Here is a 21,074-nt window from a genome sequence, read left to right as displayed (position 1 = left end):
GTCCAACGCCTCAGGAAAGGTCGATAATGGCAGTCACCCTTGACCAGACGATCGCGCAGAAGCAGCACACATTCTTCTCACGGCTCTTTGCCAACCAGACCTTCTGGGTGGTGATCGCGGTTATCCTCGCCTGCCTGTTCCTGTCCTTCGCGACCGACGCTTTCGCCACGCAGAAGAACCTCTTCAACATCACCCGCAACATCACCTTCGTCGCCATCGTGGCGCTCGGCATGACTTTCGTCATCATCACCGGCGGCATCGACCTGTCGGTCGGCTCGGTGCTGTGCCTGTGCTCGATGGTGCTGGCCGTCACCATGCATGCCGGCTATTCGATCGAAATCGGCATCCTGGCCTCGATCGTCACCGCTTTAGCCATCGGCGCCTTCAACGGGGTGCTCATCGCCTATCTCGGTTTCCCACCCTTCGTGGTGACGCTCGGCATGCTGTCGGTGGCGCGCAGCCTCGCCATGGTCGCCTCCAACAACACCGTCGTCTTCCAGTTCGGGCCGGACCACGACAAGCTTCTGGCGCTGGGCGGCGGCGCCTGGGTGTTCGGCATTGCCAATCCGGTGCTTTACATGATCCTTTTGGCGTTGATCACCGGCTTCATCCTGCGCTGGACCAAGTTCGGCCGGCATATCTTCGCCATCGGCGGCAATGAGCATGCGGCCACGCTGACCGGTGTTCCGGTGCGCCAGATCAAGGTCGCAGTCTACATGATCTCGGCGCTCTCGGCCGGTCTCGCCGGCATCATCCAGACCGGCTGGCTCGGCGCCGTCACCACCAATCTCGGCAACGGTATGGAGCTGCAGGTGATTGCCGCGACCGTCATCGGAGGCGCCGACCTCGCCGGCGGCGTCGGCACCGCGTTCGGCGCCATCGTCGGCGCCGCCCTGATCGAGGTCATCCGCAACAGCCTCGGCCTGCTCGGCATCAACGCCTTTTGGCAAGGCACTTTCATCGGGGGCGCGATCATCCTGGCGGTGCTGTTCGACCGCATCCGTAATTTTAGGCGCAGCGATTAGAGAGCAACCTTCCCTTCTCCCTTCTTGTGGAGAAGGGGAGACCCCTGCTCAGTCTGAAAATCCGCCCAGCTGGTCGGTGCGGAGCGGCCGTCATTCCTCCACGCCTTGACGGGGCCAGAGGCGATGAGCTCCGGGTCATTGCGATGCACAAAAGTGCCGAGCCCCGACAGTTTGCCGTAGAAGTTCGGTGCCGCCGCGGGCGTGCGCAGGCCGGCCTTCCAAGCCCATTTCAGTCCCGCCCGGTATGGCCTGAGACCTCTGCACCCGCACTGGCCGGCAGGGTCAGGAAACGCATCGCTGCCACCAGCCCGAGCAGGCCGATCGCGAAAAAGGCGATCCTGAAGTCTATTAGGTTGGGCGCCGCGCCGCTGCGCACGATCTGCGACAGGTTGAGGATCGCCGCGGCCACGGCCACGCCAAACAGCATCGCCACCTGCTGCAGCATGCTGGACAAAGTCGCGGCCGAGCTGCGCTGCGGCGCGCCGATATCCGCAAAGGCAAGCGTGTTGAGCGCCGTGAACTGCATCGAGCGCGTCAGACCGGCGACCAGCATCAACGCCACGACAAGTGCCAGCGGTGTCTGCGGCGAAATCACGCCGCACGCCGCGATTGCAAGCGAGGCAATCACCCCGTTGACCACCAGCACCCGGCGGAAGCCAAAGAGTCTGAGCGTCGGCGTGGTCACCGCTTTCATCGCGAGGTTGCCGAGGAAGTAGGCCAGGATCAGAAGGCCGGCGTCCACCGGCCGCATGCCGAAGCCGACCTGGAAGAGCAGCGGCAGCAGGAACGGCGTGGCGTTGATGGCGACGCGAAAGATCGTGCCCGCCGAGAGCGTGGAGATGGCGAAGGTCGGCACTTTGAAGGGGGACAGGTCGAGCAGCGGATGCGTCACCCGCCGCAAGTGCCGCACGGCGAACCAGCCGACCGCGACGCCGGCGGCAACCAGGCCCACTGTCGGCAGCATGCCATCCTCGGGATGCGCAAGCCGTTCCAGCCCATAGAGCATCGCGGCGAGGCCGAGCGCGGTGAGGAAGAATCCCGGCCAGTCGAGCGGCCTAGTCTCGGATTCGCGATCGCCCGGAACGAAGCGCGCGACAAGCAGCAGCCCGGCGAGGCCGAGCGGAACGTTGATGAAGAAGTTCCAGTGCCAGGACAGATAGGTGGTGATGAAGCCGCCGAGCATCGGCCCGATCACCGGCGCGAACAAGGCCGGCCAGGTGATCAGCGCCGTGGCGGCGAGCAATTCGGACTTGGCGGCGTTGCGCAGCACCAGGATGCGGCCGACCGGCGTCATCAAGGCGCTGCCGAGGCCCTGAACGATGCGGGCGGCAACGAATTGCGTCAGGCTCTGTGAGTAGCCGCAGGCGATCGACGCCAGCGTGAACAGCCCGATCGCGACGAGGAAAATGTTGCGCGCGCCAAACCGGTCGGCAAGCCAGGCCGACAACGGCACGAACACCGCCATGGTCAACATGTAAGCGGTGATGCCGATGCTCATCGCCACTGCCGGCACGCCGAATGACTGCCCCATCTGCGGTAGCGACGTCGAGATGATCGTCGAATCCAGCAACTGCATGAAGAAGGCGACGGCAACGATCAGCGCGACGCGCCGCGCCTGGCGCGCCGCCGTCGGCACGAGTTGGGATACGGCTTCATTGTCGGGGATGCTGGTCATGACGCGCCGGTTGAACAGCATAAGGCTGAACCAGTCCAGAGCTTATCCAACAAACTTTCGTGTCGGCCCGCCGCCTGTTATGGATGAGCGCGGGCCGGACGAGGGAAATGCATGAAGCCGATCTATATCGACTACCTCAATGCTCTCGACATTGAAGCCCTTGGCCTGAGCGATGCCGAGATCATCGGCGCCGTTGAAGCCGGGCTCGTCGCCCAGGGCAAGGGCCAGACGGTGATCGAGCCGCGCGTCCATCTCGAGCCGGATCCGTCCTTCCGCGGTCATTTCAACGTGCTGCGCGGCTATGTGGCGCCGCTCGATGCGGCCGGCGTCAAGATCGTCGGCGATTATGTTGACAACTACCTGCACTCCCTGCCGTCCGAATTCGGCATACTCAACCTGTTCGACCCGCGCACCGGCGCGCCACGCGCCATCCTCGACGCCACCGTCATCACCGATATGCGCACCGGCGCGGTCACCGCCATCGGCGCCAAGCATCTGGCGAAGAAATCATCCAGGGTGCTCGGTCATATCGGCGCGCGCGGCACCGCCTATTGGAACGTGCGACTGCTCGATCACCTGTTCGACTTCGACGAGATCCGCGTCCATTCGCGCCGCCCCGAAAGCCGCGACGCTTTCGCCGCGAAGCTTGCCGCCGACCTCGGCAAGCCGGTTATCGCCGTTGCCGACTGGAAGAGCTGCGTGGAAGGCGCCGACATCGTTGTCGAGGCCTCGCGGCTGCCGGAACCGCAACCCCTGCTCAAGACCGCCTGGATCAAGCGCGGCGCGCTGGTCGTGCCCTACGGCACAATGAGCGCGGTGGAGCTTTCGCTTACCGACATCATGCAAAAGATCGTCGTCGACGACTGGGGTCAGTGCAAGGGCGGCAAGTTCGGCTCGCTACGCGCCCATGTCGAGACGGGACGGCTGAGCGAGGCGACGCTGCATGCCGAGCTCGGCCAGATCGCTGCCGGGCACAAAGCGGGCCGGCAAAGCGACGGCGAGACGATCCTGTTCTGGCACCGGGGTCTGTCGCTCTCCGACATCGCGCTCGGCAAGGCGTTGCTAGCCAAAGCCGCGGAACAAGGCATCGGCCAGAGGCTGCGTTTCGCATGACCCCGCTCGTTCTCACCGGCGCCGGCGTCAGCATCGAGGACGTGGCCGCCGTGGCGCGCAGTGCAGGCAAGGTCGAGATCACGCCGGCGGTCATCGAGAAACTCGGCAAGGCCCGCCAGGTCCTCGATGACGCCGCCGCCGGCGGCCAGCAGATCTATGGGCTGAACACCGGGCTGGGCGCCAATCTCGGCACGGCTGTCGAAGGCGATGCCGGTGCCTTCCAGCGCCAGCTTCTCGACGGACGCGGAGCTGCGGTGGGAAACCCATTGCCCGCCCAGCTCGTGCGCGCCGCAATGTTTGCCCGCATCGCCATGCTTTCCGCCGGCGGCTCCGGCCTGTCGCCGCATGTCCTCACCGCGCTTGTCGATCTGCTCAACGCCGGCATCCATCCGGTGATGCCGTCGCTGGGTTCGATCGGCGCCGGCGACCTGGTGCTGATGACCGCGATAGCCCACACGCTGATCGGCGAAGGCGATGCAGACTATCAGGGCAGGCGCATGCCTTCGGCAAAGGCGCTGATGATGGCGCGGCTTGCGCCGGTCAGCCTGGCACCGAAGGATGGTCTGTCGCTGATCAACGCTTCCGCGGTTTCCACCGGCGCCGGCGCGCTGGCGCTCCTCGACGCGCTGTCGGCACTCGAACAGCAGGAGCAGGCCGGCGCGCTCACCATGGAAGCGTTCGGGGCCAACCGCACCATCCTTGACCCGCGCCTGCATCTGGCGCGTCCAGCCGCCTGCCAGCAGGTGGCGGCAAAGGCGTTGCGCGACCTGCTCACCCGCGACGGGACGCCCGCGCCGACCACCCTTCAGGATCCGCTGTCGATCCGCTGCATGCCCTCGATCCACGGCGCGCTCATCCAGGCGATCGACCATGCCCGGCTCGCGGTCGAGATCGAGCTCAACGCGTCCGCCGACAACCCGCTGGTGCTCGCCAACGACTCACTCGTGCTGTCGACCGGCAATTTCCACACCGCCTCGCTGTCGCTGGCCTTCGAGACGCTAGGTCTGGCGATTGCGCAATGCGCGGCGGCGTCGGCCGCGCGCTTCATCCAGCTCACCGGCTCAACTCGCCACGGCTTGCCGAAATATCTGTCGCCAATCGGCGGCGCGTCCGCCGGCTTCGTGCCGCTGCAGAAGACGGTGACGGCGATCCTGGCCGCCATCCGCCACAAGGCCAATCCGGTGATGCTCGACTTCCTGCCCGTGTCCGAGGGCGTCGAGGATCATGCGACGCAGACTCCCCTCGCCGTCGCCAAACGCGCCGAGATGATCGTGCTGTGGCGGCGGCTGATCGCCCTGGAGCTTATGGCCGCCGCACAGGCCGTCGATCTTCGCGAAGGGCTCATTCTTGCACCGGCCACCAGCGCGATCCACGCGGCCGTCCGCGCCCATGTGCCGACGCTTAAGGAAGACCGGCCGCTCGGATCCCATGCCGATGCGCTCCACGCGGTGCTCGCCGACGGGTATTGGCTCCCTGCGGTGCACCAAATACTGCTCGATTAGACGAGATCAGGGCACCGCATCGTTGCGGACCACCAACGACAGATCGAGATCACCACCCGCCCAAGCCAACCCTCAGGCCAACTGGCCGCTCGCCCCGAATCGGATGGCCGGGCTCCGCCGCTTATGGGCCCGCTGGCCGCGCCCCTCGGCACCCTCTTGGGTTGCACGATGAGTTCGGATATGAAGAGCCAAGGGCATATAAGGGGTGGCTCAATTGCATCGTTCCTGCTTCGTCTTGGCGGCAGACGCAAAAAATTTCCCATACGCCGTTCTGGGCGCGCGGCGCATACTGGACGTATCTGCGCCTATCGACGGTTTCATCCTTCATATCGGCGCCGGAACTGAGGATTTGCCGGTCGCGGACCGATTGCTCGGCGCTGCCGTCAAGATCGTCGACGTGTCCGATCTCATGAAGGAATTCGATTTCGATCCCGGTCACCTCAGCGTAGCAACCTACATTCGCCTGCTTGCCGACAAGCTGGCGGTATTCGAGCCCTACGACAGGCTCGTCTATGTGGACACCGATGTTATCTTCAACCGGTCGATCACCGACTTGGCCGATGTTGAACTGAATGCCCCACTCTTGGCGGCCCATGACGAACAGACCTATTTCGATCCGAGCTGCCGTGTGTCTCTTGAGATGGAGCCCGGCTCATCGCATTTCAACGCCGGCATACTGGTGCTGAACATGCCAATGATCCGCGCCGAGGGGCTCTTGGAGCGGGCGCGCGAACTGGCGCTGCGGCGCGTACCGAAGCTCGATCAGGGAGCGCTCAACATAGCGTTTGCCGGACGCTGGCAAACGATGCATCCGCTCTGGAATCTGCAGACCAACTATTCCAGCCAGATACCCTTCAGTAGAGCCTTCGCGCGTCATTTCACCTTTGGAAAGCCGTGGTGGCCAAGCCCTGAAGGAGTGGAACTCGCCGCGATGGCGATCTATCGCAACCTGGCGAAAGATACGCCCTGGCTCGATCGGTTCAAGCGTCCGCTCTGGACGAGAGGTCTGCGCAAGCGATTGCTCCGCAAATTCGACGGCCTCTCCGGGATTATTCTCAATAAGGAAAAATACAGACGCCGTTTCCGCTTCAACGCCGAACGGTGCACCGCCATCTTTGCCGCGCAGGCCGACCAGGGGATGATGGCCGCAACCTATCCGGAGGTCCTGATGGGCGTGGTCAAGGCACGGAAATAGGCGCCGATCTCTCGACGAAAGCTTACCGGCTCGGGCCGCGAGGCCGGCCCAATACCTGCCGCACTTGGCAGCGAACCAGGCAGACCCATCGCAGTGCCCGTTCAGACTCTTGCGTCCACTTTCTTCATGAAACGCCTGAGCTCGTCTGGATCCATATGCACGATGTGCCGGTCTTCCGGATAGGCGCCGCTGTTGACGTCGCCGACATTTTCCGAGAACGCCGCGATGCGCTCCGCTTGCCTTCAGCCGATATCGATCATCACCTTGCCGGCCTCGACCTTGACTGGATAGGTTTTGAGGTTGACGCAGACCGGCGCGCCCTTGGCCTGGCCGGTCTTATAGTTGAAGCGGCCATTATGCTTCGGGCATTCGATGATGTCGTCCATCACCAGCCCGTCGGCCAAATGCGCCTTTTCATGCGTGCAGAAACCGTCGGTGGCGAAGAACTCGTCGTCAGGCGAGCGGTAGATCGCGAAGGTGCGGCCGCCATGGTCGAAGCGGATCACGTCCTCCTCGTCCACGTCGCCCACCGCGCACGCTTCGACCCACTCCGGCATCTTGTCCTCTCCTGATTGGGTTCGCGCAACTGCCGCGCGCACCGACCTTATTCGGCAGCCGCAGCCGTTATGTCGAGATCGTGGAATTCGCCGCGATAGGGCTTGGCCGTCGGCGGCAATTCGCGCTTGAGGAAGTAGTCCTCGTATTTCAGCTGCCTGAGCAGCACCGGCCAGACCTCGCGATAGGCATGCCACATCGACGGGTTCGGCTCCGGCAAATCGTGCTTGACCAGCTCATGCAGCCTGGGCAGCGCGTGGTAGGGCACCATCGGAAACATGTGATGCTCCACATGGTAGTTCATGTTCCAGTAGATGAACCGGCTTATCGGGTTCATGTAGACGGTGCGCGTGTTGAGCCGATGGTCGGTGACGTTGTCGGCCAGCCCGATATGCTGCAGCAGGCCGGTCGTTACCATGTGCCAGGTGCCGTAGAGCCGCGGCAGGCCGATCAGCATCAGCGGTATCCATGACCCAAGCGCGATCGCGACAGCGATCGTCGCGACGTATACCGCGATGTGCCAGCGCGCCGCGATCACCGCCTTGTGCTGCTCCATCTCCGGAATGTAGCTCTTCTCGTCGTCCGACAGCTTGCCGAAGGCCTGGCGCACCAGCGTGGGCAGCGAATAGCGGAAGTCGAGAATGCCCGTGAAGGCGAGCGCAGCTTTGATGAGGTCCGGGGGCCGCATAACGGCGATCTCGGCATCGCGGCCGACAATGATGGTGTCGGTGTGGTGACGGGCATGGCTCCAGCGCCACTGCACCGGATTGCGCATCAGCATGAACGAGGCGATGTGATAAACGACATCGTTCATCCAGCGCGTGCGAAACGCGGTGCCGTGCCCGCATTCGTGCCAGCGCGAGTCGCTCGACGAGCCATAGAGCACGCCATAGACGAACATGAATGGCACGACCCACCACGTGCCCCAGAACCAGATAATGCCGGCGGCTGAGCCCAGGATCGCCGAGATCCAGATGACGCTATCGCGGATCGCCGGCCCGTCGCAACGCTGCATCAGCTCCTTCATCACCTTGCGCGGCACGTCGGTGCGGTACCACTCGGCCGATGCAAGTCCGGTCTCTATCGCAAGCCGCGTGCTCTCGCCGACAAGGCTGTAGTCGCGCTTCGTACCGGTGGTCGTCATCGTCATTAAAGCCCGTTGGCGCGGAATTTCCCGTCGAGGAATTTCTTGGCGCGCGGCACGTCCTCCTCGTCGAGATGCTCGATGATCACCGGGATGTTCGGGTGCTTTTCGCTGAGACGTTTGAGATAGAGATCGTAATTCAGCACGCCGAGCCCCGGCGCCGGCAGTTCGATCTCGCCGACGCCGCGGAAGGTCAGCCCCTCATGCGCCTCCGCGTCGCCGATGTCGGCATGCTTCTCCGTCCTGTCGCCGCCCGAACGCTTCACGTCCTTGGCATGCGCGATTTTGATCTTGTCCGTCAGCGTGTCGAACACCTGGTTCAGCACTTGATCCATGCGGTCGATGTTGTGCGCCTCGAAATAGTTCGTCGGGTCCATCAACAGGCCGAGGCCGGGATGATCGACTTGAGCGAACGTCCTGACCGTCTCCTCGACCGAGCCGACAACGTTGTTGACGTAGGTTTCGAGCAGGAACACCGCGCCGTGGTCGTAGGCGGTCTGGGCAAGATCCGAGATCACCTTGCGGCACTCCTCAAAACCCTCCTCGGTCTTGTTCTTCGGATGATGCACCCAGTCGGATTCGGTGTTGTAGGTGCCGGTTTCCGAGATCACGTAAGGCGAGCCGAAATCGCGCGCGTTCCGGATGATCTCCTTCAGGTAGGCAAGCCGCCGCTCGCGCTCGGCCCTGTCCGGGTGGATGATGTTCGTGTAGCCGGACACGCAGCAAACCGGCAGGTTGTGGTCGCGGAACGTATCGCGCACCGGCCTCGCCTTGTCCCTGGTGATCTGTCCGGCCGAGAGGTCGATATCCTTGAAATGCAGGTCGAGCTGCACGGTGTTGAAATCGAGCGCCCGGATGCGCCTGGCGACCTCCTCGAGCTCATACGGAAAATAGCCTGTGAAGATACCTGCCTGCATCATGAGGTGAAGTCCTCCCGATAAGCGATTCAATTGCCCTGTTTCTTAGTCGCCTGGTCGACAGGGATTTCGGACAGCCTGATGGTGCGGCCCTCCGCCATCGACCGGTAACCGGCCTCCACCAGCGCCATGGTGTTGACGTTGTCGGCAACGGAAAGCGCCGGCGGCGTGCCGGTCTTGAGCGCATATTGCAGCTGCTCCATGACGCCGATGAAGGCATGCGGAAACCACATCGTCTCCCAGCTCGGGCTGATCCATTTGCCGCCGGTCGTCTCGGTCGAGGCGTAGGTCAGCGTCGAGGCGACGCCCTTCGGCCAACCGATCGTGCCCTTGGCGACACCCTTGGTACCATCGACGCGCCAGTCGATGTGCTGGTCGTCGGAATAGCCTTCCTGACGCGGGCCGGACCAGACGTCCTCCAGCGACACCGCGAGCACGCCGGAGGGAAAGCGCAGCGTCGAAACGGTGATGCCGTCGGAATGTTCGAACTTGGTGCGCGGATCCCTGCGCGTCAGCGTCGTGATTTCGTCAGGGTCGCCGAACAGGAAGCGCAGCACGTCGAGGTGGTGCACACTCATATTGGCGAGCGTCAGCCGGTCATATCCGGCGAGGAAAGTTTGCCAGTGCGGGATGGCATGCATGTCGATCTCGGCGAAGACGATCTCGCCCAGCGCGCCGCTATCGATGATCTGCTTCAAGACGCGCATCGACTGGTCGTAGCGCATGTTCTGGTTGACCGAGAGGATCTTGCCGGAGGCCGCCGCCTCGTCGCGCAGCTTCACCGCTTCCTCGACCGAGAGCGCCAGTGGCTTCTGCGCCAGAATCGCCTTGATGTGCGGCTGGTTCAGTGCATGGCGGATCAGCGCGGGCTGCTGGTCCGGCGGGAAGGCAAGGTCGACGATCTCGACGCGGCTGTCTTCGATCAGCCGCTCCGGCGTATCGCAGACGGTCGGAATGCCCCAGCGGCCGGCGACCTTTTCGGCATTAGCCCTGGTTCGTGAGGCGATCGCCACCACCGGAAAGCCGGCTTGCGCGTAGGCGGCGAGATGGCACTCGGCCATGATCATGCCGGCGCCGATGCAGCCGATCCGGTAGTCCTTGACCCGGACTTTCACGTCCGGCTCGAACTCCATGCTCGCCATCCATTCCTCCCGTCGAGGACTGGATTTAACGCCAGGATCAGGCGGGCAGCCAAGGGCCGCGCCATCATTTCCCATCAGGGACCGGGGATCCGGCTTACGCGGCGATCAGCACCGTGCTCTCCGGCGACCAGCTGAGCATCACTTCCTGGCCTTCGGCCAGCCGGTCGGCGCCGGTGTTCTGGACAATGACCTTCAGCGTCTGTCCATCGCGGTCGACGAAATAGCTGCTGTTGTTGCCGGCGAAGATGCGTTTTGAAACCTGGCCCCTGACCGTGTTGGCATATCCCGCCTCGGACGTTGCAGAGCCGGTTGAAATCTGGATGCGCTCGGGCCGCACGGCGCAGCTCGCCTTGGCGCCGGCCGAGAGAGACGCACCCGACGCAGCGGCGATTGCTGTACCGTCGGGCAGCCTGATGCCGTTGCCGGTCGCATCGCCGCGAAAGATGTTGGCGTCGCCGAGGAAGGTCGCGGCGAACTCGCTTTGCGGCCGGTCGTAGATCTCCTCCGGCGGCCCCTCCTGCACCAGCCTGCCGTCGCGCAATATGCCGATGCGGTCGCTCATCGTCAGCGCCTCTTCCTGGTCGTGGGTGACGAAGATGGTGGTGATGCCGATCTCGCGCTGGATGCGCTTCAGCTCGATCTGCATGTCGACGCGCAGCGCCTTGTCGAGCGCGCCGAGCGGCTCGTCGAGCAAAAGCACGCGCGGCTTGGTGACGATGGCGCGCGCCAGCGCCACACGCTGCCGCTGGCCGCCCGAGAGCTGGTGCGGCCGGCGGCCGCCGAGCTTGCCGAGTTGCACAAGATCCAGCGCCCGCTGCACTTCCGTTGCGATGGTCGCCTTAGCTTCGCCGCGCACCGAAAGGCCGAAAGCGACATTGTCGGCGACGCTCATATTGGGAAACAGCGCATAGTTCTGGAACACCATGCCGATGCGGCGCTTTTCCACCGGCACGCGCTCGACGCTTTCGCCGCCGATGGCGATGCGGCCGCTATCGGGAAAGTCGAAGCCGGCGATCTGCCTGAGCAGCGTGGTCTTGCCGCTGCCGGAAGGGCCGAGCAAGGCATAGAAGCCGCCATCCGGAAAGTCGATCGAGACGTCGTCCAGCGCCTTGTGCGCGCCGAAACTGCGGGAGACGTTCGATACCTGGACGCCGGCCATTATTTCTCTCCGCCGAATTTGAAGAAGCGCGCCGTCAGCAGCATGAGCGCCATCGACACCACGATGATGATGGTCGACACCGCGTTGATCTCGGGCGTGAATCCCTTGCGGATCGCGGCGTAGATTTCGACCGGCAGCGTCGTCTGGCCTGGCGTCGACAGGAAATACGAGACCACGAACTGGTCGAAGGAGACAGCGAATGCGAACAGTCCGCCGGCGATCACGCCAGGCATGATCCAGGGCAAAGTTACACGCACGGTAACCTGCCACTGATTGGCGCCGAGCGAACGCGCCGCTTCTTCCAGCTCCGGCGCGAAGGTTTGCAGGCGGGCGGACACGACCACGATGACGTAGGGCAGCGCCAGCGCGACATGGCCGAGCAGGATGGCGATGAGCCCGCGACCGATGCCGATGCCGAAGAAGAAGATCAGCATCGCGGTGCCGGTGATCAGCCACGGAATGGCGATCGGCGGGAAGAGCAGCGCCTGCAGGAATTTCTTGCCGCGGAACTCGTAGCGGTAGAGCGCCAGCGAGGCGGCTGACCCGAGCACCGTCGAGATGACGGTGGTGATGATCGCGATCTCGATGCTGTTCCAGGTCGCCGCGATCAGCTGGTCGTTTTGCCAGAGCGAAGCATACCAGTCCGTCGTCCACTCGAACGGCAGCTGGTAAAAAGGCGAGGCGTTGAACGACATCAGCGCCATGATGATGATCGGCAGATAGAGGAAGCCGAGCAACAGGAAGATGTAAAAGCGCCCGACCCACTCCAGAATGCGCGTCGTCGCCATCAGCCGGCCCTCCGCAAGACCGGTGCCGTGAGCGCCAGGATGACCAGCACTACGGCAAGCAGGATGAAGGAGAGCGCCGCGCCCAGCGGCCAGTTGAAGACGGCAACAAACTGGTCCTCTATGACGGTGCCGTAGAAGGTGCCGGTGCGGCCGCCGAGGATGCGCGGCTCCATGAAGGAGCCCACCACCGGCACGAAGATCAACGCCGCACCCGCGATCAGGCCGGGCATCGACAGCGGGATGATCACCCGCTTGAGCATCTGCAGCCGCGAAGCCCCGAGCGAGCGGCCCGCCTCGATCAGCGAGTCGTCGATCGCCTGCAGCGTGAGGTAACAGGTGAGCACCATATAGGGCACGTAGGAGTGCACCAGGCCGATGATGACCGCCGGGTAGGAATACATGAGATCGATATTGATCTTGAACGGCAAGACGGCATTGAGCGTGGTGTCGAGAATGCCGCCCTCACGCAGCACCATGGCCCAGGAGAAGATGCGCACCAGCCCGTTCGACCAGAAAGGCAGGATGACCAGCAGGAAGATCGCCTCGCGGCTGCGGCCTTTAAGAACCTTCGCCAGCACGTAAGCCGCCGGATAGCCGATGACGACGCACCAAAGCGTGACCTCGAGCCCGAGCCGCAGCGAGGCCAGAAGAAGCGTCAGATAAAGGCTTTGCGAGAAGAAGGCGGCGTAGTTGCCAAGCGTGAACGACCATTCCTTCCCGGCCAGCGGCAGGTCGGTCATGAAGGAGAAGAACACCATGGCCGACAGCGGCAGAAAGATCGCTACCGTCAGCCACAGATAAGCGGGAAGCAGAAGCGGCAGGGCTGGCCGCAGTCCGCGGCGCGAACCGGTCGCGAGCTGCTCAGCCATGATGCCTCTCCTCCCCGTAAGACGCCAACTATTTCACGTCGACCTTCAGCTCCTGCCAAAGTGCCAGGTATTTCTCGCGCTGCTCATCGGTGACCGGCGCCTGGAACTGGATACGTTTGGCGACCTCTGGGCTGCCCATGACCTTTCGGTTGAATGCGTCCTCGGGCAGCGCCTCGACCGCCTTGGTGTTGGCCGAAACCGGCGCGCCGACCTTGGTGACCCATTCGACATAGAATTTCGGGTCGATCATGTAGTTGATGAAGGCCTCGGCGCCGGCGACATTCTTGGAACCGGCCGGGATGGAGAAGGCGTCGAGCCAGGCGACGGCGCCTTCCTGCGGAATGACCAGCGAGACCGGCAGCTTGAAATGAGTCTTGGCGCGGTCGGCGGAGCCGCTCCAATAGGTGCCGATATCGATCTGGTTGGAGGCAACCATCTGGTTCCAGTCGTTCTCCGAACTCCAGAAGGTCTTGATCTGCGGCATCAGCGAGGTGAGCTTCGCCTTGACCGCGCCCATATCCTTGATGTCGTTGATGTTCTGGCCCGATGCGATGGCGCCGAACTGCACCGCCTCGACGGCGTCGTCGCGGATGATGACGCGCCCCTTATGTGCCGGATCCCACATCTCGGCGATGCTCGTCGGCGGCTTGTCGAACGACTTCTCGTTGATGGCTAGAGCGGTCAGGCCCCATACCCACGGCACGCCATAGACCTTGCCGTCATGGTTCAGCATCGGCGAGCCGGCCTTGTCCTTGGCGATATCGGCATAGTTGGAGAGCTTCGACGTATCGATCGGCTGGATCAGCTTGCCGGCCATCGCCTGGTCGTTGAAGGCGGCGTTGATCATGACGACGTCGTAGAGGCCGGGATTGGTCCTCAGCTTGGTCAGCATCTCCTGTTCGGAGTTGAAGAAGTCATTGACGACCTTGTAGCCGGTCGCCTTCTCGAAGTTGGCGACCGCCCATGGCTCGTCGGCGCCGTAGCCCTTCCAGTTGAGCACATGCACTTCTTCGGCGGCCTGGGCGGCAAACGTGAATGCTGAGACGAAGACGGCGGTCGCCGTCAGAAAAGCGGTGAGTCTGGGCATGCGCATGTTTTTTCCTCTCATTGTTGGCCCGGTTGATGGGCTTGTTAAGTTGCAGTCGCGTCCTCCCGGCCATGCGCTATCGTTCCTTGATCGCGATGACTTAGGAATTCCTGGATCTCGCTGTCGGTCGGCGCGGACGAGCCGCCATGACGCGTGACGGAAACGGCCGCCGCGGCGTTCGCGTAGCGCGCCGCTTCGCAGGGCGACAGGCCGCGCGACAATGCGCTGACGAAGGCGCCGATATGCGTATCGCCGGCACCATTGGTGTCGACGGCGCTGACCGCGAAGCCGGGGATCGCGTGCGTGCCGCCTTCTGCCAGCCGCACAAGGCAGCCATGCGCGCCGGCGCGGATCACGACGCCCGCGGCTTTTGGGCAGTGTTCGGCCAGAAGCCGGATCGCGACGGTCTGCGCGTCGCCACGGCCGGCTATTGCGGCGGCCTCGTCGGCGTTGCAGCTCAGCCAGTCGGTGCGGGCAAGCACCCTTTCCAGGATCGGGCGCGGAATCTCCCCGATCACAGGCGTCGGATCGAAGACTACGGGAACTTCCTCCGGCAGCGCCTCGATCCAGTCGACGAGCGCTTCGCGGCTGCCAGGGTAGCTCAACGTATAGCCGGAGGTGAAAACCCAATCGCCCGGAATGACTTGGACGGGCACCATCATGTCCGGTGTCAGCACGCTCTCCGCGCCCGGCCATGAGACGAAGGTGCGTTCCGCATCGCTGCTGATCATGGCGACGCAATTGCCGCTGTCCATCAAGGGTGACGGCGGCGTCAGCGTCTCGATGCCTTCAGCGGCGAAAGCCGCGCGCAGGAAGTCGCCGTCTGCCCCGATGCCAAGCTGTCCGCCGAACACCACCTTCATGCCGGTGCGGCTCGCCGCGACCATCATGTTGAAGCCGCCGCCGGCGACGCGCGAATAGCTCGTCGCGGTCTTTTCGCTGCCCGCCGCCGGGAGAGCGTCGATGCGATAGACATAGTCGACCACCGCGCTGCCGACATGAGCGAGGCGCCCGCTCATGCGGCGTCCTCCTTGCCGCCACGGGCCTTCGGCATGCGCGCCGCGACAAGATCATTGGCCAACGGCTCGACCTCCGCGAGATCGATGCCCTTCAGTCCCGCGATTTGATCTTGCGGCAGGCCCGACAGGCCCGAACAGGCGCCCGCCATGCCCGCGGCGATGGCGCCTATGGTGTCGGTGTCGCCGCCGAGATTGGCGCTGATCACTGCCGCTCGCCACGCATCCCCGTTGGCAACCTCCAGCACGGCGAATGCTGCAGGAATCGACTCCTGGCTGGCGACCCCCGTGCCGATCAGGTCAACGATCAACCGGATCGCCTCTTTGTCGCCCTTCCCGCGCACAAGTTCCTGCGCCCAGAGGATGCGTTCGGCGATGTCGCCGCCGGTGACCCAGTGACCGAGCGCGGCACCAAGCTTTGCCGCCGCGACGGCATGGCCGGAAGCAGCGCGCCAGTCGGCGCCCGAAACACCGAGACTGACCGCGGCAGCAACTGCGGCTGCGGAGGCAATCGCAATCGACGTATTGTGCGTAGCCCGGCAGGTTTCCGCGACTTTCGCAACCAGGGCATCGAGCGGCTCCGGGCGGATCATAATGCCGACCGGCGCAATCCGCATCGCGGCGCCGTTGGTGTCGCCAGTTCGCCCCGCTTCTTCCGCCGGCACGCCGTTATTGATGGCGTCGATGGCCCGCTTGGTCGACGGTCCAAGCAGGTCGTAACTGCCACGCGCCTTGACGTCGCGCTCCCAGTCGAGCAGCGCGTTGACCCATCGCGCATGGTCGAAGCGATTCCCGGAGCTGACCAGGATGCGGCCGAGCAGCAGGGCCTGCTCGGTGTCGTCGGTGATGGCACCTGCCGGCAGCCCCTTCGACACCGGATGGTCGACGGCGGGCGCAACGAAACCCTCGACATGGCCATAGAGCTCGGCGATGCGGGCGGGCGACAGAAGCTGTGTCGGCATGCCCAGCGCATCGCCAAGCGCGCCGCCGATCAGCGCGCCCATCGCCCGGTCGATCGCGTCGGCCGCCATGCTCAGAACTCCAGATGCAGCGCGAAATGCGCCGGGTTGAGCAGGCTGGTGACGAATTCGATGGCGCGGCCGTCGGCGGCGCGCGTCAGCCGCCGCGTCCTGAGGAACGGCGTGCCCGGCGCGCAATCGAGGATGGCGGCATCAGCAGCGCTGAGCATCTCGATGTCGACCCACTCCTCGCCATGGTCGGACACCAGCCCTGCCCCGCGCAGCGTCTGGTGCAGCGAGCCTTCGCGAAGCCCGCGCAGCGGCACGTCTTCCAGCTCGGGCGACAGTGGCAGGCGGCTGCGTTCGATCGAGATCGCATGGCCGTCATCGGCATTGGTACGGACGCGATCGACGGCGATGAAAGACGAGCTCTCGACACCGAGCTTTGCCGCGAGCTCGGCATCCTCGATGATCTCGAGCCTAAGCGTCCGGGTTTCGGCATTGGCGCCCGCATTGGCGAGCGCGCGCGACCAGCCGATCGCGTCATCGACCGGCATGCCGTCGAAAGTGACGAAGGACCCGATGCCGACCTTGGTGGTGATGAGGCCGCGGCTTGAAAGCTCTTCCAGCCCTTTGCGAACCGTGTTGCGGCTGACCGAGAAGCGCTGGACGAGCTCGTTCTCGCTCTGCAGGCGATCGCCGAAGCCGAGCACGCCTGAGCGGATCTCGTGCTCCAGAACCGTCGCGATCTGCTCGGGCTTGCCCGTGCCGGGAGTGAGTTGCGTCGCGCGACGGGCCATATGGATACCTGTTCAATGAACCTGTATAGTCCTGTTCATTATCGTATCTGAGACGAAGCGTCAACGGCCAAGTCCCGCATGTCCCGATTGTTTTGCGCTGCACCTCGTTTGCCTGCAGGCATCCTCATAGTGACGCGAGAGGGGCGCTCTCATATGCTCCGAAACGAACCTTCTGATCTCCGGAGCAATGGACGATGGTCAACTTCCTGCCGCTGAAAAAGGCCGTTGCGGAGACTCTGCACGATGGCGATTCGGTCGCCTTCGAGGGCTTCACCCATTTGATCCCGACCGCCGCGGCCCATGAGGCAATCCGCCAGGGCTTTCGCGACCTGACGCTGATCCGCATGACGCCCGACCTGATCTACGATCAGATGATCGGCATGGGCATGGCCAAGAAGATCGTCTTCTCCTATCTCGGCAATCCCGGCGTCGGCCTGCTCAGGCGCGTTCGCGACGCCATCGAGAATGGCTTTCCGCGGCCGATCGAGGTCGAGGAGCACAGCCACGCCGGCATGGCCAGCGCCTATGAGGCGGGTGCCGCCGGCCTGCCCTGCGCGGTGTTCCGCGGCTATCGCGGCGCCGGCCTTGCCGCGGTCAATGCAAACATCAAGTCCATGACCTGCCCGTTTACCGGCGAGGTGCTGGCCGCCGTTCCGGCGATCCGGCCCGACGTCACCTTCATCCACGCGCAGAAGGCCGACCGCAAAGGCAATGTGCTGGTCGAAGGCATCATCGGCATCCAGAAAGAGGCCGTGCTCGCCGCCAAACGCGCGGTGGTGACCGTCGAGGAAGTGGTCGACAGTTTCGACGATCTCCACCCCAATCTCACCGTGCTGCCGAATTGGACGATCGCGGCAATCTCGATCGTGCCGGGCGGCTCGCATCCCTCCTACACGCATGGCTATTACGAGCGCGACAACTCCGCCTATCTCGAATGGGACGAGATCGCCGCCGACCGCGACCGCTTTCAGGCATGGATGCAGAAGAACGTCATCGAGAGCAGCGCAGACGACTTCGCTGCTCGCGTCGAGCATCTGAGGAAAGCCGCATGAGCGAGATCGATTTGGGCTTCACTCCCAACGAGATGATGACGATTGCCGCGAGCCGCGCGCTGAAGAACGACGATGTCTGCTTTGTCGGCATCGGGGCGCCGTCGGCCGCCTGCAATGTCGCGCGGCTGACCCATGCGCCGGACATCACGCTGATCTACGAGAGCGGCACCATCGGCACCGCGCCCCACATTTTGCCGCTGTCGATCGGCGACGGCGAATTGTGCGAGACGGCGGTCACCACCGTCGCGGTGCCGGAGATGTTCCGCTATTGGCTGCAAGGCGGCCGCATCTCGATAGGCTTCCTAGGCGCCGCCCAGCTCGACAAATTCGGCAACATCAACACTACGGTCATCGGCGACTATGCGCATCCCAAGACGCGGCTGCCCGGCGGCGGCGGCGCGCCGGAAATCGCCACCTCCTCGCGAGAGGTCTACATCACCATGGCGCAGTCGAAGCGCGGCATGGTCGAAAAGATCGACTTCTTCACCTCCTTCGGCCATGGCGAGGGTGGCGACCATCGCAAGCGGCTCGGCATCGACACCGCCGGTCCGAGCTTGCTGATCACCGACCTCGCCGTCTGGAAGCCGGACCGTGTCACCAAGGAATTCACCGTCGTGTCGCTGCATCCCGGCGTCACCCGCGAAGAGGTGCAGGCGACCTGTGGCTGGGAAGCAAAGTTTGCCGAGGCGCTTGACGAGACGCCGGCGCCGACGGAACTCGAGCTGAAGACATTGCGCGATTTGCAGGCGCGCACCAAGGCCGCGCATGCGGGTACCGCCAAAGGGAAAGCTGCATAATGACTGATGCCTTCATCTGCGACTACATCCGCACGCCGATCGGCCGTTTTGGCGGCGCGCTATCCTCGGTGCGAGCCGACGATCTCGCCGCCATTCCGCTGAAGGCGTTGGTCGAGCGCAACCTGGGCGTCGACTGGGCCGCGGTTGACGACGTCGTCTTTGGCTGCGCCAACCAGGCCGGCGAGGACAACCGCAACGTCGCCCGCATGGCGCTGCTGCTGGCCGGCCTTCCCCAGGACATTCCGGGTTCGACGGTCAATCGGCTGTGCGGCTCGGGCATGGATGCCGTCACCATCGCCGCCCGAGCCATCAGGGCCTGCGAGGCCGAGCTGATGATTGCCGGCGGGGTGGAATCGATGAGCCGCGCGCCCTTCGTCATGCCGAAGGCCGACACCGCCTTCTCGCGCAATGCCGAGATCTACGACACCACCATCGGCTGGCGCTTCGTCAACCCGCTGATGAGGAAGCAGTGCGGCGTCGATTCCATGCCGGAGACCGGCGAGAACGTCGCCGAGGAGTTTTTGGTCAGCAGAGCCGACCAGGACGCCTTTGCCGCGCGCAGCCAGGACAAGGCTGTTGCGGCGCAGGCCAATGGCCGGCTGGCGAAGGAGATCACGCCGGTGGCGATCCCGCAAAGAAAAGGCGAGCCAATCGTCGTCTCGAAGGACGAGCATCCCCGCGCCGGCACGACCATCGAGGCGCTGGCCAAGCTGCCGACGCCGTTCCGCCAGGGCGGCACCGTGACTGCCGGCAACGCCTCCGGCGTCAATGACGGTGCTGCCGCGCTGATCATCGCCTCCGAAGCGGCGGCCAGGAAACATGGCCTGACGCCGATCGCCCGCATTCTCGGCGGTGCTGTTGCCGGCGTCGCGCCGCGCATCATGGGTATCGGTCCCGCGCCGGCAACCAAAAAGCTCTGCGCCCGTCTCGGCTTGAGGCCTGACCAATTCGACGTCGTCGAGTTGAACGAAGCCTTCGCCTCGCAAGGCATTGCCGTGCTGCGCGAACTCGGAATTTCCGAGCAGGCGGAGCATGTGAACCCCAACGGCGGCGCGATCGCGCTCGGTCATCCGCTTGGCATGTCGGGCGCGCGCATCACCGGCACGGCGGCGCTGGAGCTGCGCGAGCGCGGCGGCCGCTACGCGTTGGCCACGATGTGCATCGGCGTCGGCCAGGGCATTGCGATTGCACTGGAACGGGTCTGACGACTCGGTCCGCTCAGTAAGGCAGGCCGACATTGTTCTCCGCCAGCGCGGTCGAGGCGGCATTGATGTGTACGAGATAATCGAGGCCGGCTTCCTGGATGCGCTGGCCGAACTCACCCGTCTCGGGGAAGCGGTGCAGGATCGTCGTCATCCACCAGGAGAAGCGCACCGCCTCGCAATCGATTGCGATGCGTCGTCCTCGAGCCCGGTCCGGTATCGGGTGGTATTGTTTGCGTCATCGCCCATGGAGATGCTTTCCCTCAGGCAACGACGCGACGAAGGCGCGGATCAGGGCGACGACCGCGTCGGGCTGCTCGATGCAGGGTATGTGCCCGGCGCCGCGGATCAGCTCGAAGCGCGCGCCGGGGATCAGGTCGGCAAGCGAGCGCACGAGATCGGGCGGCGTCGAGCCGTCCTGGTCGCCGACGATGCAGAGCGTCGGCACCGCGATGCGGCGCGCGCTGTCGGTGAAATCCGCGTCGCGAACCGCCATACACGTGCCGATGTAACCCGGCAGCGCCTGCCTGGTCAGCATGTTGCGGCAACCGGCAAGCTCGGCGGCGCGGTTGGCATGAAAATCCGGCGTGAACCACACCTTCATGATGCCATCGGCAATCGCCTCGATGCCGTCACGCTCGACCGTCGCGATGCGGCTGTTCCAGCTCTCGGGGGTGCCTATTTTGTGCGCGGTGTCGCTGAGGATCAGCGCTTCGACGAGTTCGGGCCGCCGTGCATAGAACCCCTGCGCGACCATGCCGCCGACCGACAGGCCAAAAAGCACGACCTTCTGGAAGCCGAAGCAATCGATGAGCGCGCTCAGATCGTCGACATGGTCGTCGATCGAGCGCACGCCGCTGCCGATGTCGGAAAGTCCGTGGCCGCGCTTGTCATAGACGAGCATCGGCATCTCACCGGCAAGCCGTGCGACGACATCGTCCCAGATCCGCAAGTCGGTGCCGAGCGAATTGATGAAGATGATCGGGCGCGCAGCAGCCGTCCCGGCGATAAGGCGATGGTGCAACGCAATGCCGCCGATACTGACGAATGGCACGATCTCGATCCTCCAAACCAACA

At 64.2% G+C, this 21,074-nt stretch carries 20 protein-coding genes and 3 pseudogenes; 7 read left to right on the top strand and 16 right to left on the bottom strand.

The window, feature by feature from the left end:
- Nucleotides 1-26 precede the first annotated feature (26 nt).
- Entirely contained in the window at nt 27-1,025 is a 999-nt protein-coding gene (locus CK215_RS17510) for an ABC transporter permease (RefSeq protein WP_066992267.1), read from the top strand.
- A gap of 119 nt (nt 1,026-1,144) precedes the next feature.
- Here CK215_RS17510 and CK215_RS31820 read toward each other — a convergent pair.
- Together CK215_RS31820 and CK215_RS17500 are read right to left on the bottom strand one after the other, a co-directional pair.
- Nucleotides 1,145-1,249, bottom strand: a pseudogene (locus CK215_RS31820) (amidohydrolase); the annotation flags it as partial.
- 5 nt (nt 1,250-1,254) lie between these two features.
- Nucleotides 1,255-2,700 (bottom strand): DHA2 family efflux MFS transporter permease subunit, encoded by a 1,446-nt coding sequence (locus tag CK215_RS17500; RefSeq protein ID WP_095779456.1) that lies wholly within the window; start codon nt 2,698-2,700, stop codon nt 1,255-1,257.
- A 111-nt stretch (nt 2,701-2,811) separates the two neighbouring features.
- Here CK215_RS17500 and CK215_RS17495 point away from each other — a divergent pair, with 111 nt between their 5' ends.
- From CK215_RS17495 to CK215_RS17485, 3 genes are all read left to right on the top strand, one after another.
- Nucleotides 2,812-3,813 carry an ornithine cyclodeaminase family protein gene (locus tag CK215_RS17495; RefSeq protein WP_095831652.1) on the top strand — a complete coding sequence of 334 codons (1,002 nt, stop codon included), beginning with the start codon at nt 2,812-2,814 and terminating at the stop codon, nt 3,811-3,813.
- Nucleotides 3,810-5,315 (top strand): histidine ammonia-lyase, encoded by a 1,506-nt coding sequence (hutH, locus tag CK215_RS17490; RefSeq protein ID WP_095831651.1) that lies wholly within the window; start codon nt 3,810-3,812, stop codon nt 5,313-5,315. The genes CK215_RS17495 and hutH overlap by 4 nt, the downstream gene beginning before the upstream one ends.
- A 235-nt stretch (nt 5,316-5,550) precedes the next feature.
- The gene (locus CK215_RS17485; protein WP_095831650.1) at nt 5,551-6,510 is read left to right on the top strand and encodes a glycosyltransferase; all 960 of its coding nucleotides are present in this window, start codon (nt 5,551-5,553) and stop codon (nt 6,508-6,510) included.
- 101 nt (nt 6,511-6,611) lie between these two features.
- Here CK215_RS17485 and CK215_RS32405 read toward each other — a convergent pair.
- From CK215_RS32405 to CK215_RS17425, 12 genes and pseudogenes are all read right to left on the bottom strand, one after another.
- Nucleotides 6,612-6,749 (bottom strand): annotated as a pseudogene (locus tag CK215_RS32405) (3-methyl-2-oxobutanoate hydroxymethyltransferase); the annotation flags it as partial.
- 3 nt (nt 6,750-6,752) lie between these two features.
- The gene (locus tag CK215_RS17475) at nt 6,753-7,067 is read right to left on the bottom strand and encodes a MocE family 2Fe-2S type ferredoxin (protein WP_067328880.1); all 315 of its coding nucleotides are present in this window, start codon (nt 7,065-7,067) and stop codon (nt 6,753-6,755) included.
- Nucleotides 7,068-7,114: 47 nt separating this feature from the next.
- On the bottom strand, nt 7,115-8,209 hold the full coding sequence (locus tag CK215_RS17470) for a fatty acid desaturase family protein (RefSeq protein ID WP_170950324.1): 1,095 nt from the start codon (nt 8,207-8,209) through the stop codon (nt 7,115-7,117).
- Between the two features lie 5 nt (nt 8,210-8,214).
- Nucleotides 8,215-9,129: a sugar phosphate isomerase/epimerase gene (locus CK215_RS17465; RefSeq protein WP_095831648.1), complete on the bottom strand. Its 915-nt coding sequence runs from the start codon at nt 9,127-9,129 to the stop codon at nt 8,215-8,217.
- Nucleotides 9,130-9,155: 26 nt separating this feature from the next.
- Nucleotides 9,156-10,268, bottom strand: coding sequence for a Gfo/Idh/MocA family oxidoreductase (locus tag CK215_RS17460; protein WP_095831647.1), 1,113 nt, complete (start codon nt 10,266-10,268; stop codon nt 9,156-9,158).
- Between the two features lie 94 nt (nt 10,269-10,362).
- Nucleotides 10,363-11,427: an ABC transporter ATP-binding protein gene (locus CK215_RS17455; protein ID WP_095831646.1), complete on the bottom strand. Its 1,065-nt coding sequence runs from the start codon at nt 11,425-11,427 to the stop codon at nt 10,363-10,365.
- Nucleotides 11,427-12,215: an ABC transporter permease gene (locus CK215_RS17450; RefSeq protein WP_095783985.1), complete on the bottom strand. Its 789-nt coding sequence runs from the start codon at nt 12,213-12,215 to the stop codon at nt 11,427-11,429. Before CK215_RS17450 ends, CK215_RS17455 begins: the two co-directional genes overlap by 1 nt.
- Complete coding sequence (locus tag CK215_RS17445) at nt 12,215-13,084, bottom strand: ABC transporter permease (protein WP_095831645.1); 870 nt, start codon at nt 13,082-13,084, stop codon at nt 12,215-12,217. Before CK215_RS17445 ends, CK215_RS17450 begins: the two co-directional genes overlap by 1 nt.
- 28 nt (nt 13,085-13,112) lie before the next feature.
- A complete protein-coding gene (locus CK215_RS17440; RefSeq protein WP_095831644.1) occupies nt 13,113-14,177 on the bottom strand; it encodes an ABC transporter substrate-binding protein in 1,065 nt (354 codons plus the stop codon).
- 38 nt (nt 14,178-14,215) lie between these two features.
- Nucleotides 14,216-15,190 carry a PfkB family carbohydrate kinase gene (locus tag CK215_RS17435; protein ID WP_095831643.1) on the bottom strand — a complete coding sequence of 325 codons (975 nt, stop codon included), beginning with the start codon at nt 15,188-15,190 and terminating at the stop codon, nt 14,216-14,218.
- Complete coding sequence (locus CK215_RS17430; protein ID WP_095831642.1) at nt 15,187-16,218, bottom strand: ADP-ribosylglycohydrolase family protein; 1,032 nt, start codon at nt 16,216-16,218, stop codon at nt 15,187-15,189. The genes CK215_RS17435 and CK215_RS17430 overlap by 4 nt, the downstream gene beginning before the upstream one ends.
- A 2-nt stretch (nt 16,219-16,220) precedes the next feature.
- Entirely contained in the window at nt 16,221-16,946 is a 726-nt protein-coding gene (locus CK215_RS17425; RefSeq protein WP_066992221.1) for a GntR family transcriptional regulator, read from the bottom strand.
- A 194-nt stretch (nt 16,947-17,140) separates the two neighbouring features.
- Between CK215_RS17425 and CK215_RS17420 the strand changes: the two genes are divergently transcribed.
- Genes CK215_RS17420 through pcaF form a run of 3 tightly spaced genes read left to right on the top strand, consistent with a single transcriptional unit; the run spans nt 17,141 to nt 20,000 of the window.
- On the top strand, nt 17,141-17,998 hold the full coding sequence (locus CK215_RS17420; protein ID WP_095831641.1) for a CoA transferase subunit A: 858 nt from the start codon (nt 17,141-17,143) through the stop codon (nt 17,996-17,998).
- A complete protein-coding gene (locus tag CK215_RS17415) occupies nt 17,995-18,795 on the top strand; it encodes a CoA-transferase subunit beta (protein ID WP_095831640.1) in 801 nt (266 codons plus the stop codon). Before CK215_RS17420 ends, CK215_RS17415 begins: the two co-directional genes overlap by 4 nt.
- Nucleotides 18,795-20,000 (top strand): 3-oxoadipyl-CoA thiolase, encoded by a 1,206-nt coding sequence (pcaF, locus tag CK215_RS17410; RefSeq protein WP_095831639.1) that lies wholly within the window; start codon nt 18,795-18,797, stop codon nt 19,998-20,000. Before CK215_RS17415 ends, pcaF begins: the two co-directional genes overlap by 1 nt.
- A 13-nt stretch (nt 20,001-20,013) precedes the next feature.
- Here pcaF and CK215_RS17405 read toward each other — a convergent pair.
- Together CK215_RS17405 and pcaD are read right to left on the bottom strand one after the other, a co-directional pair.
- A pseudogene (locus tag CK215_RS17405) lies at nt 20,014-20,175 on the bottom strand (4-hydroxybenzoate 3-monooxygenase); the annotation flags it as partial.
- A gap of 60 nt (nt 20,176-20,235) precedes the next feature.
- Nucleotides 20,236-21,051 (bottom strand): 3-oxoadipate enol-lactonase, encoded by an 816-nt coding sequence (gene pcaD, locus CK215_RS17400; protein ID WP_095779457.1) that lies wholly within the window; start codon nt 21,049-21,051, stop codon nt 20,236-20,238.
- Between the last annotated feature and the right edge of the window lie 23 nt (nt 21,052-21,074).

The organism is Mesorhizobium sp. WSM3864 (assembly GCF_002294955.1).
Taxonomy (GTDB): domain Bacteria; phylum Pseudomonadota; class Alphaproteobacteria; order Rhizobiales; family Rhizobiaceae; genus Mesorhizobium.
The sequence above is the reverse complement of the archived record's forward strand: the minus strand, read 5'-3'. Positions and strand labels throughout refer to the sequence as shown.

What these genes read in the sequence shown, in the direction of transcription:
- CK215_RS17460 (WP_095831647.1), bottom strand. Translation starts at nt 10,268, where the DNA reads ATGGCGAGCATGGAGTTCGAGCCGGACGTGAAAGTCCGGGTCAAGGAC.
- CK215_RS17440 (WP_095831644.1), bottom strand. Translation starts at nt 14,177, where the DNA reads ATGCGCATGCCCAGACTCACCGCTTTTCTGACGGCGACCGCCGTCTTC.
- CK215_RS17445 (WP_095831645.1), bottom strand. Translation starts at nt 13,084, where the DNA reads ATGGCTGAGCAGCTCGCGACCGGTTCGCGCCGCGGACTGCGGCCAGCC.
- CK215_RS17455 (WP_095831646.1), bottom strand. Translation starts at nt 11,427, where the DNA reads ATGGCCGGCGTCCAGGTATCGAACGTCTCCCGCAGTTTCGGCGCGCAC.
- CK215_RS17415 (WP_095831640.1), top strand. Translation starts at nt 17,995, where the DNA reads ATGAGCGAGATCGATTTGGGCTTCACTCCCAACGAGATGATGACGATT.
- CK215_RS17425 (WP_066992221.1), bottom strand. Translation starts at nt 16,946, where the DNA reads ATGGCCCGTCGCGCGACGCAACTCACTCCCGGCACGGGCAAGCCCGAG.
- CK215_RS17510 (WP_066992267.1), top strand. Translation starts at nt 27, where the DNA reads ATGGCAGTCACCCTTGACCAGACGATCGCGCAGAAGCAGCACACATTC.
- CK215_RS17465 (WP_095831648.1), bottom strand. Translation starts at nt 9,129, where the DNA reads ATGATGCAGGCAGGTATCTTCACAGGCTATTTTCCGTATGAGCTCGAG.
- CK215_RS17420 (WP_095831641.1), top strand. Translation starts at nt 17,141, where the DNA reads ATGGTCAACTTCCTGCCGCTGAAAAAGGCCGTTGCGGAGACTCTGCAC.
- CK215_RS17470 (WP_170950324.1), bottom strand. Translation starts at nt 8,209, where the DNA reads ATGACGACCACCGGTACGAAGCGCGACTACAGCCTTGTCGGCGAGAGC.
- CK215_RS17500 (WP_095779456.1), bottom strand. Translation starts at nt 2,700, where the DNA reads ATGACCAGCATCCCCGACAATGAAGCCGTATCCCAACTCGTGCCGACG.
- CK215_RS17430 (WP_095831642.1), bottom strand. Translation starts at nt 16,218, where the DNA reads ATGGCGGCCGACGCGATCGACCGGGCGATGGGCGCGCTGATCGGCGGC.
- hutH (WP_095831651.1), top strand. Translation starts at nt 3,810, where the DNA reads ATGACCCCGCTCGTTCTCACCGGCGCCGGCGTCAGCATCGAGGACGTG.
- CK215_RS17435 (WP_095831643.1), bottom strand. Translation starts at nt 15,190, where the DNA reads ATGAGCGGGCGCCTCGCTCATGTCGGCAGCGCGGTGGTCGACTATGTC.
- pcaF (WP_095831639.1), top strand. Translation starts at nt 18,795, where the DNA reads ATGACTGATGCCTTCATCTGCGACTACATCCGCACGCCGATCGGCCGT.
- CK215_RS17495 (WP_095831652.1), top strand. Translation starts at nt 2,812, where the DNA reads ATGAAGCCGATCTATATCGACTACCTCAATGCTCTCGACATTGAAGCC.
- CK215_RS17450 (WP_095783985.1), bottom strand. Translation starts at nt 12,215, where the DNA reads ATGGCGACGACGCGCATTCTGGAGTGGGTCGGGCGCTTTTACATCTTC.
- CK215_RS17475 (WP_067328880.1), bottom strand. Translation starts at nt 7,067, where the DNA reads ATGCCGGAGTGGGTCGAAGCGTGCGCGGTGGGCGACGTGGACGAGGAG.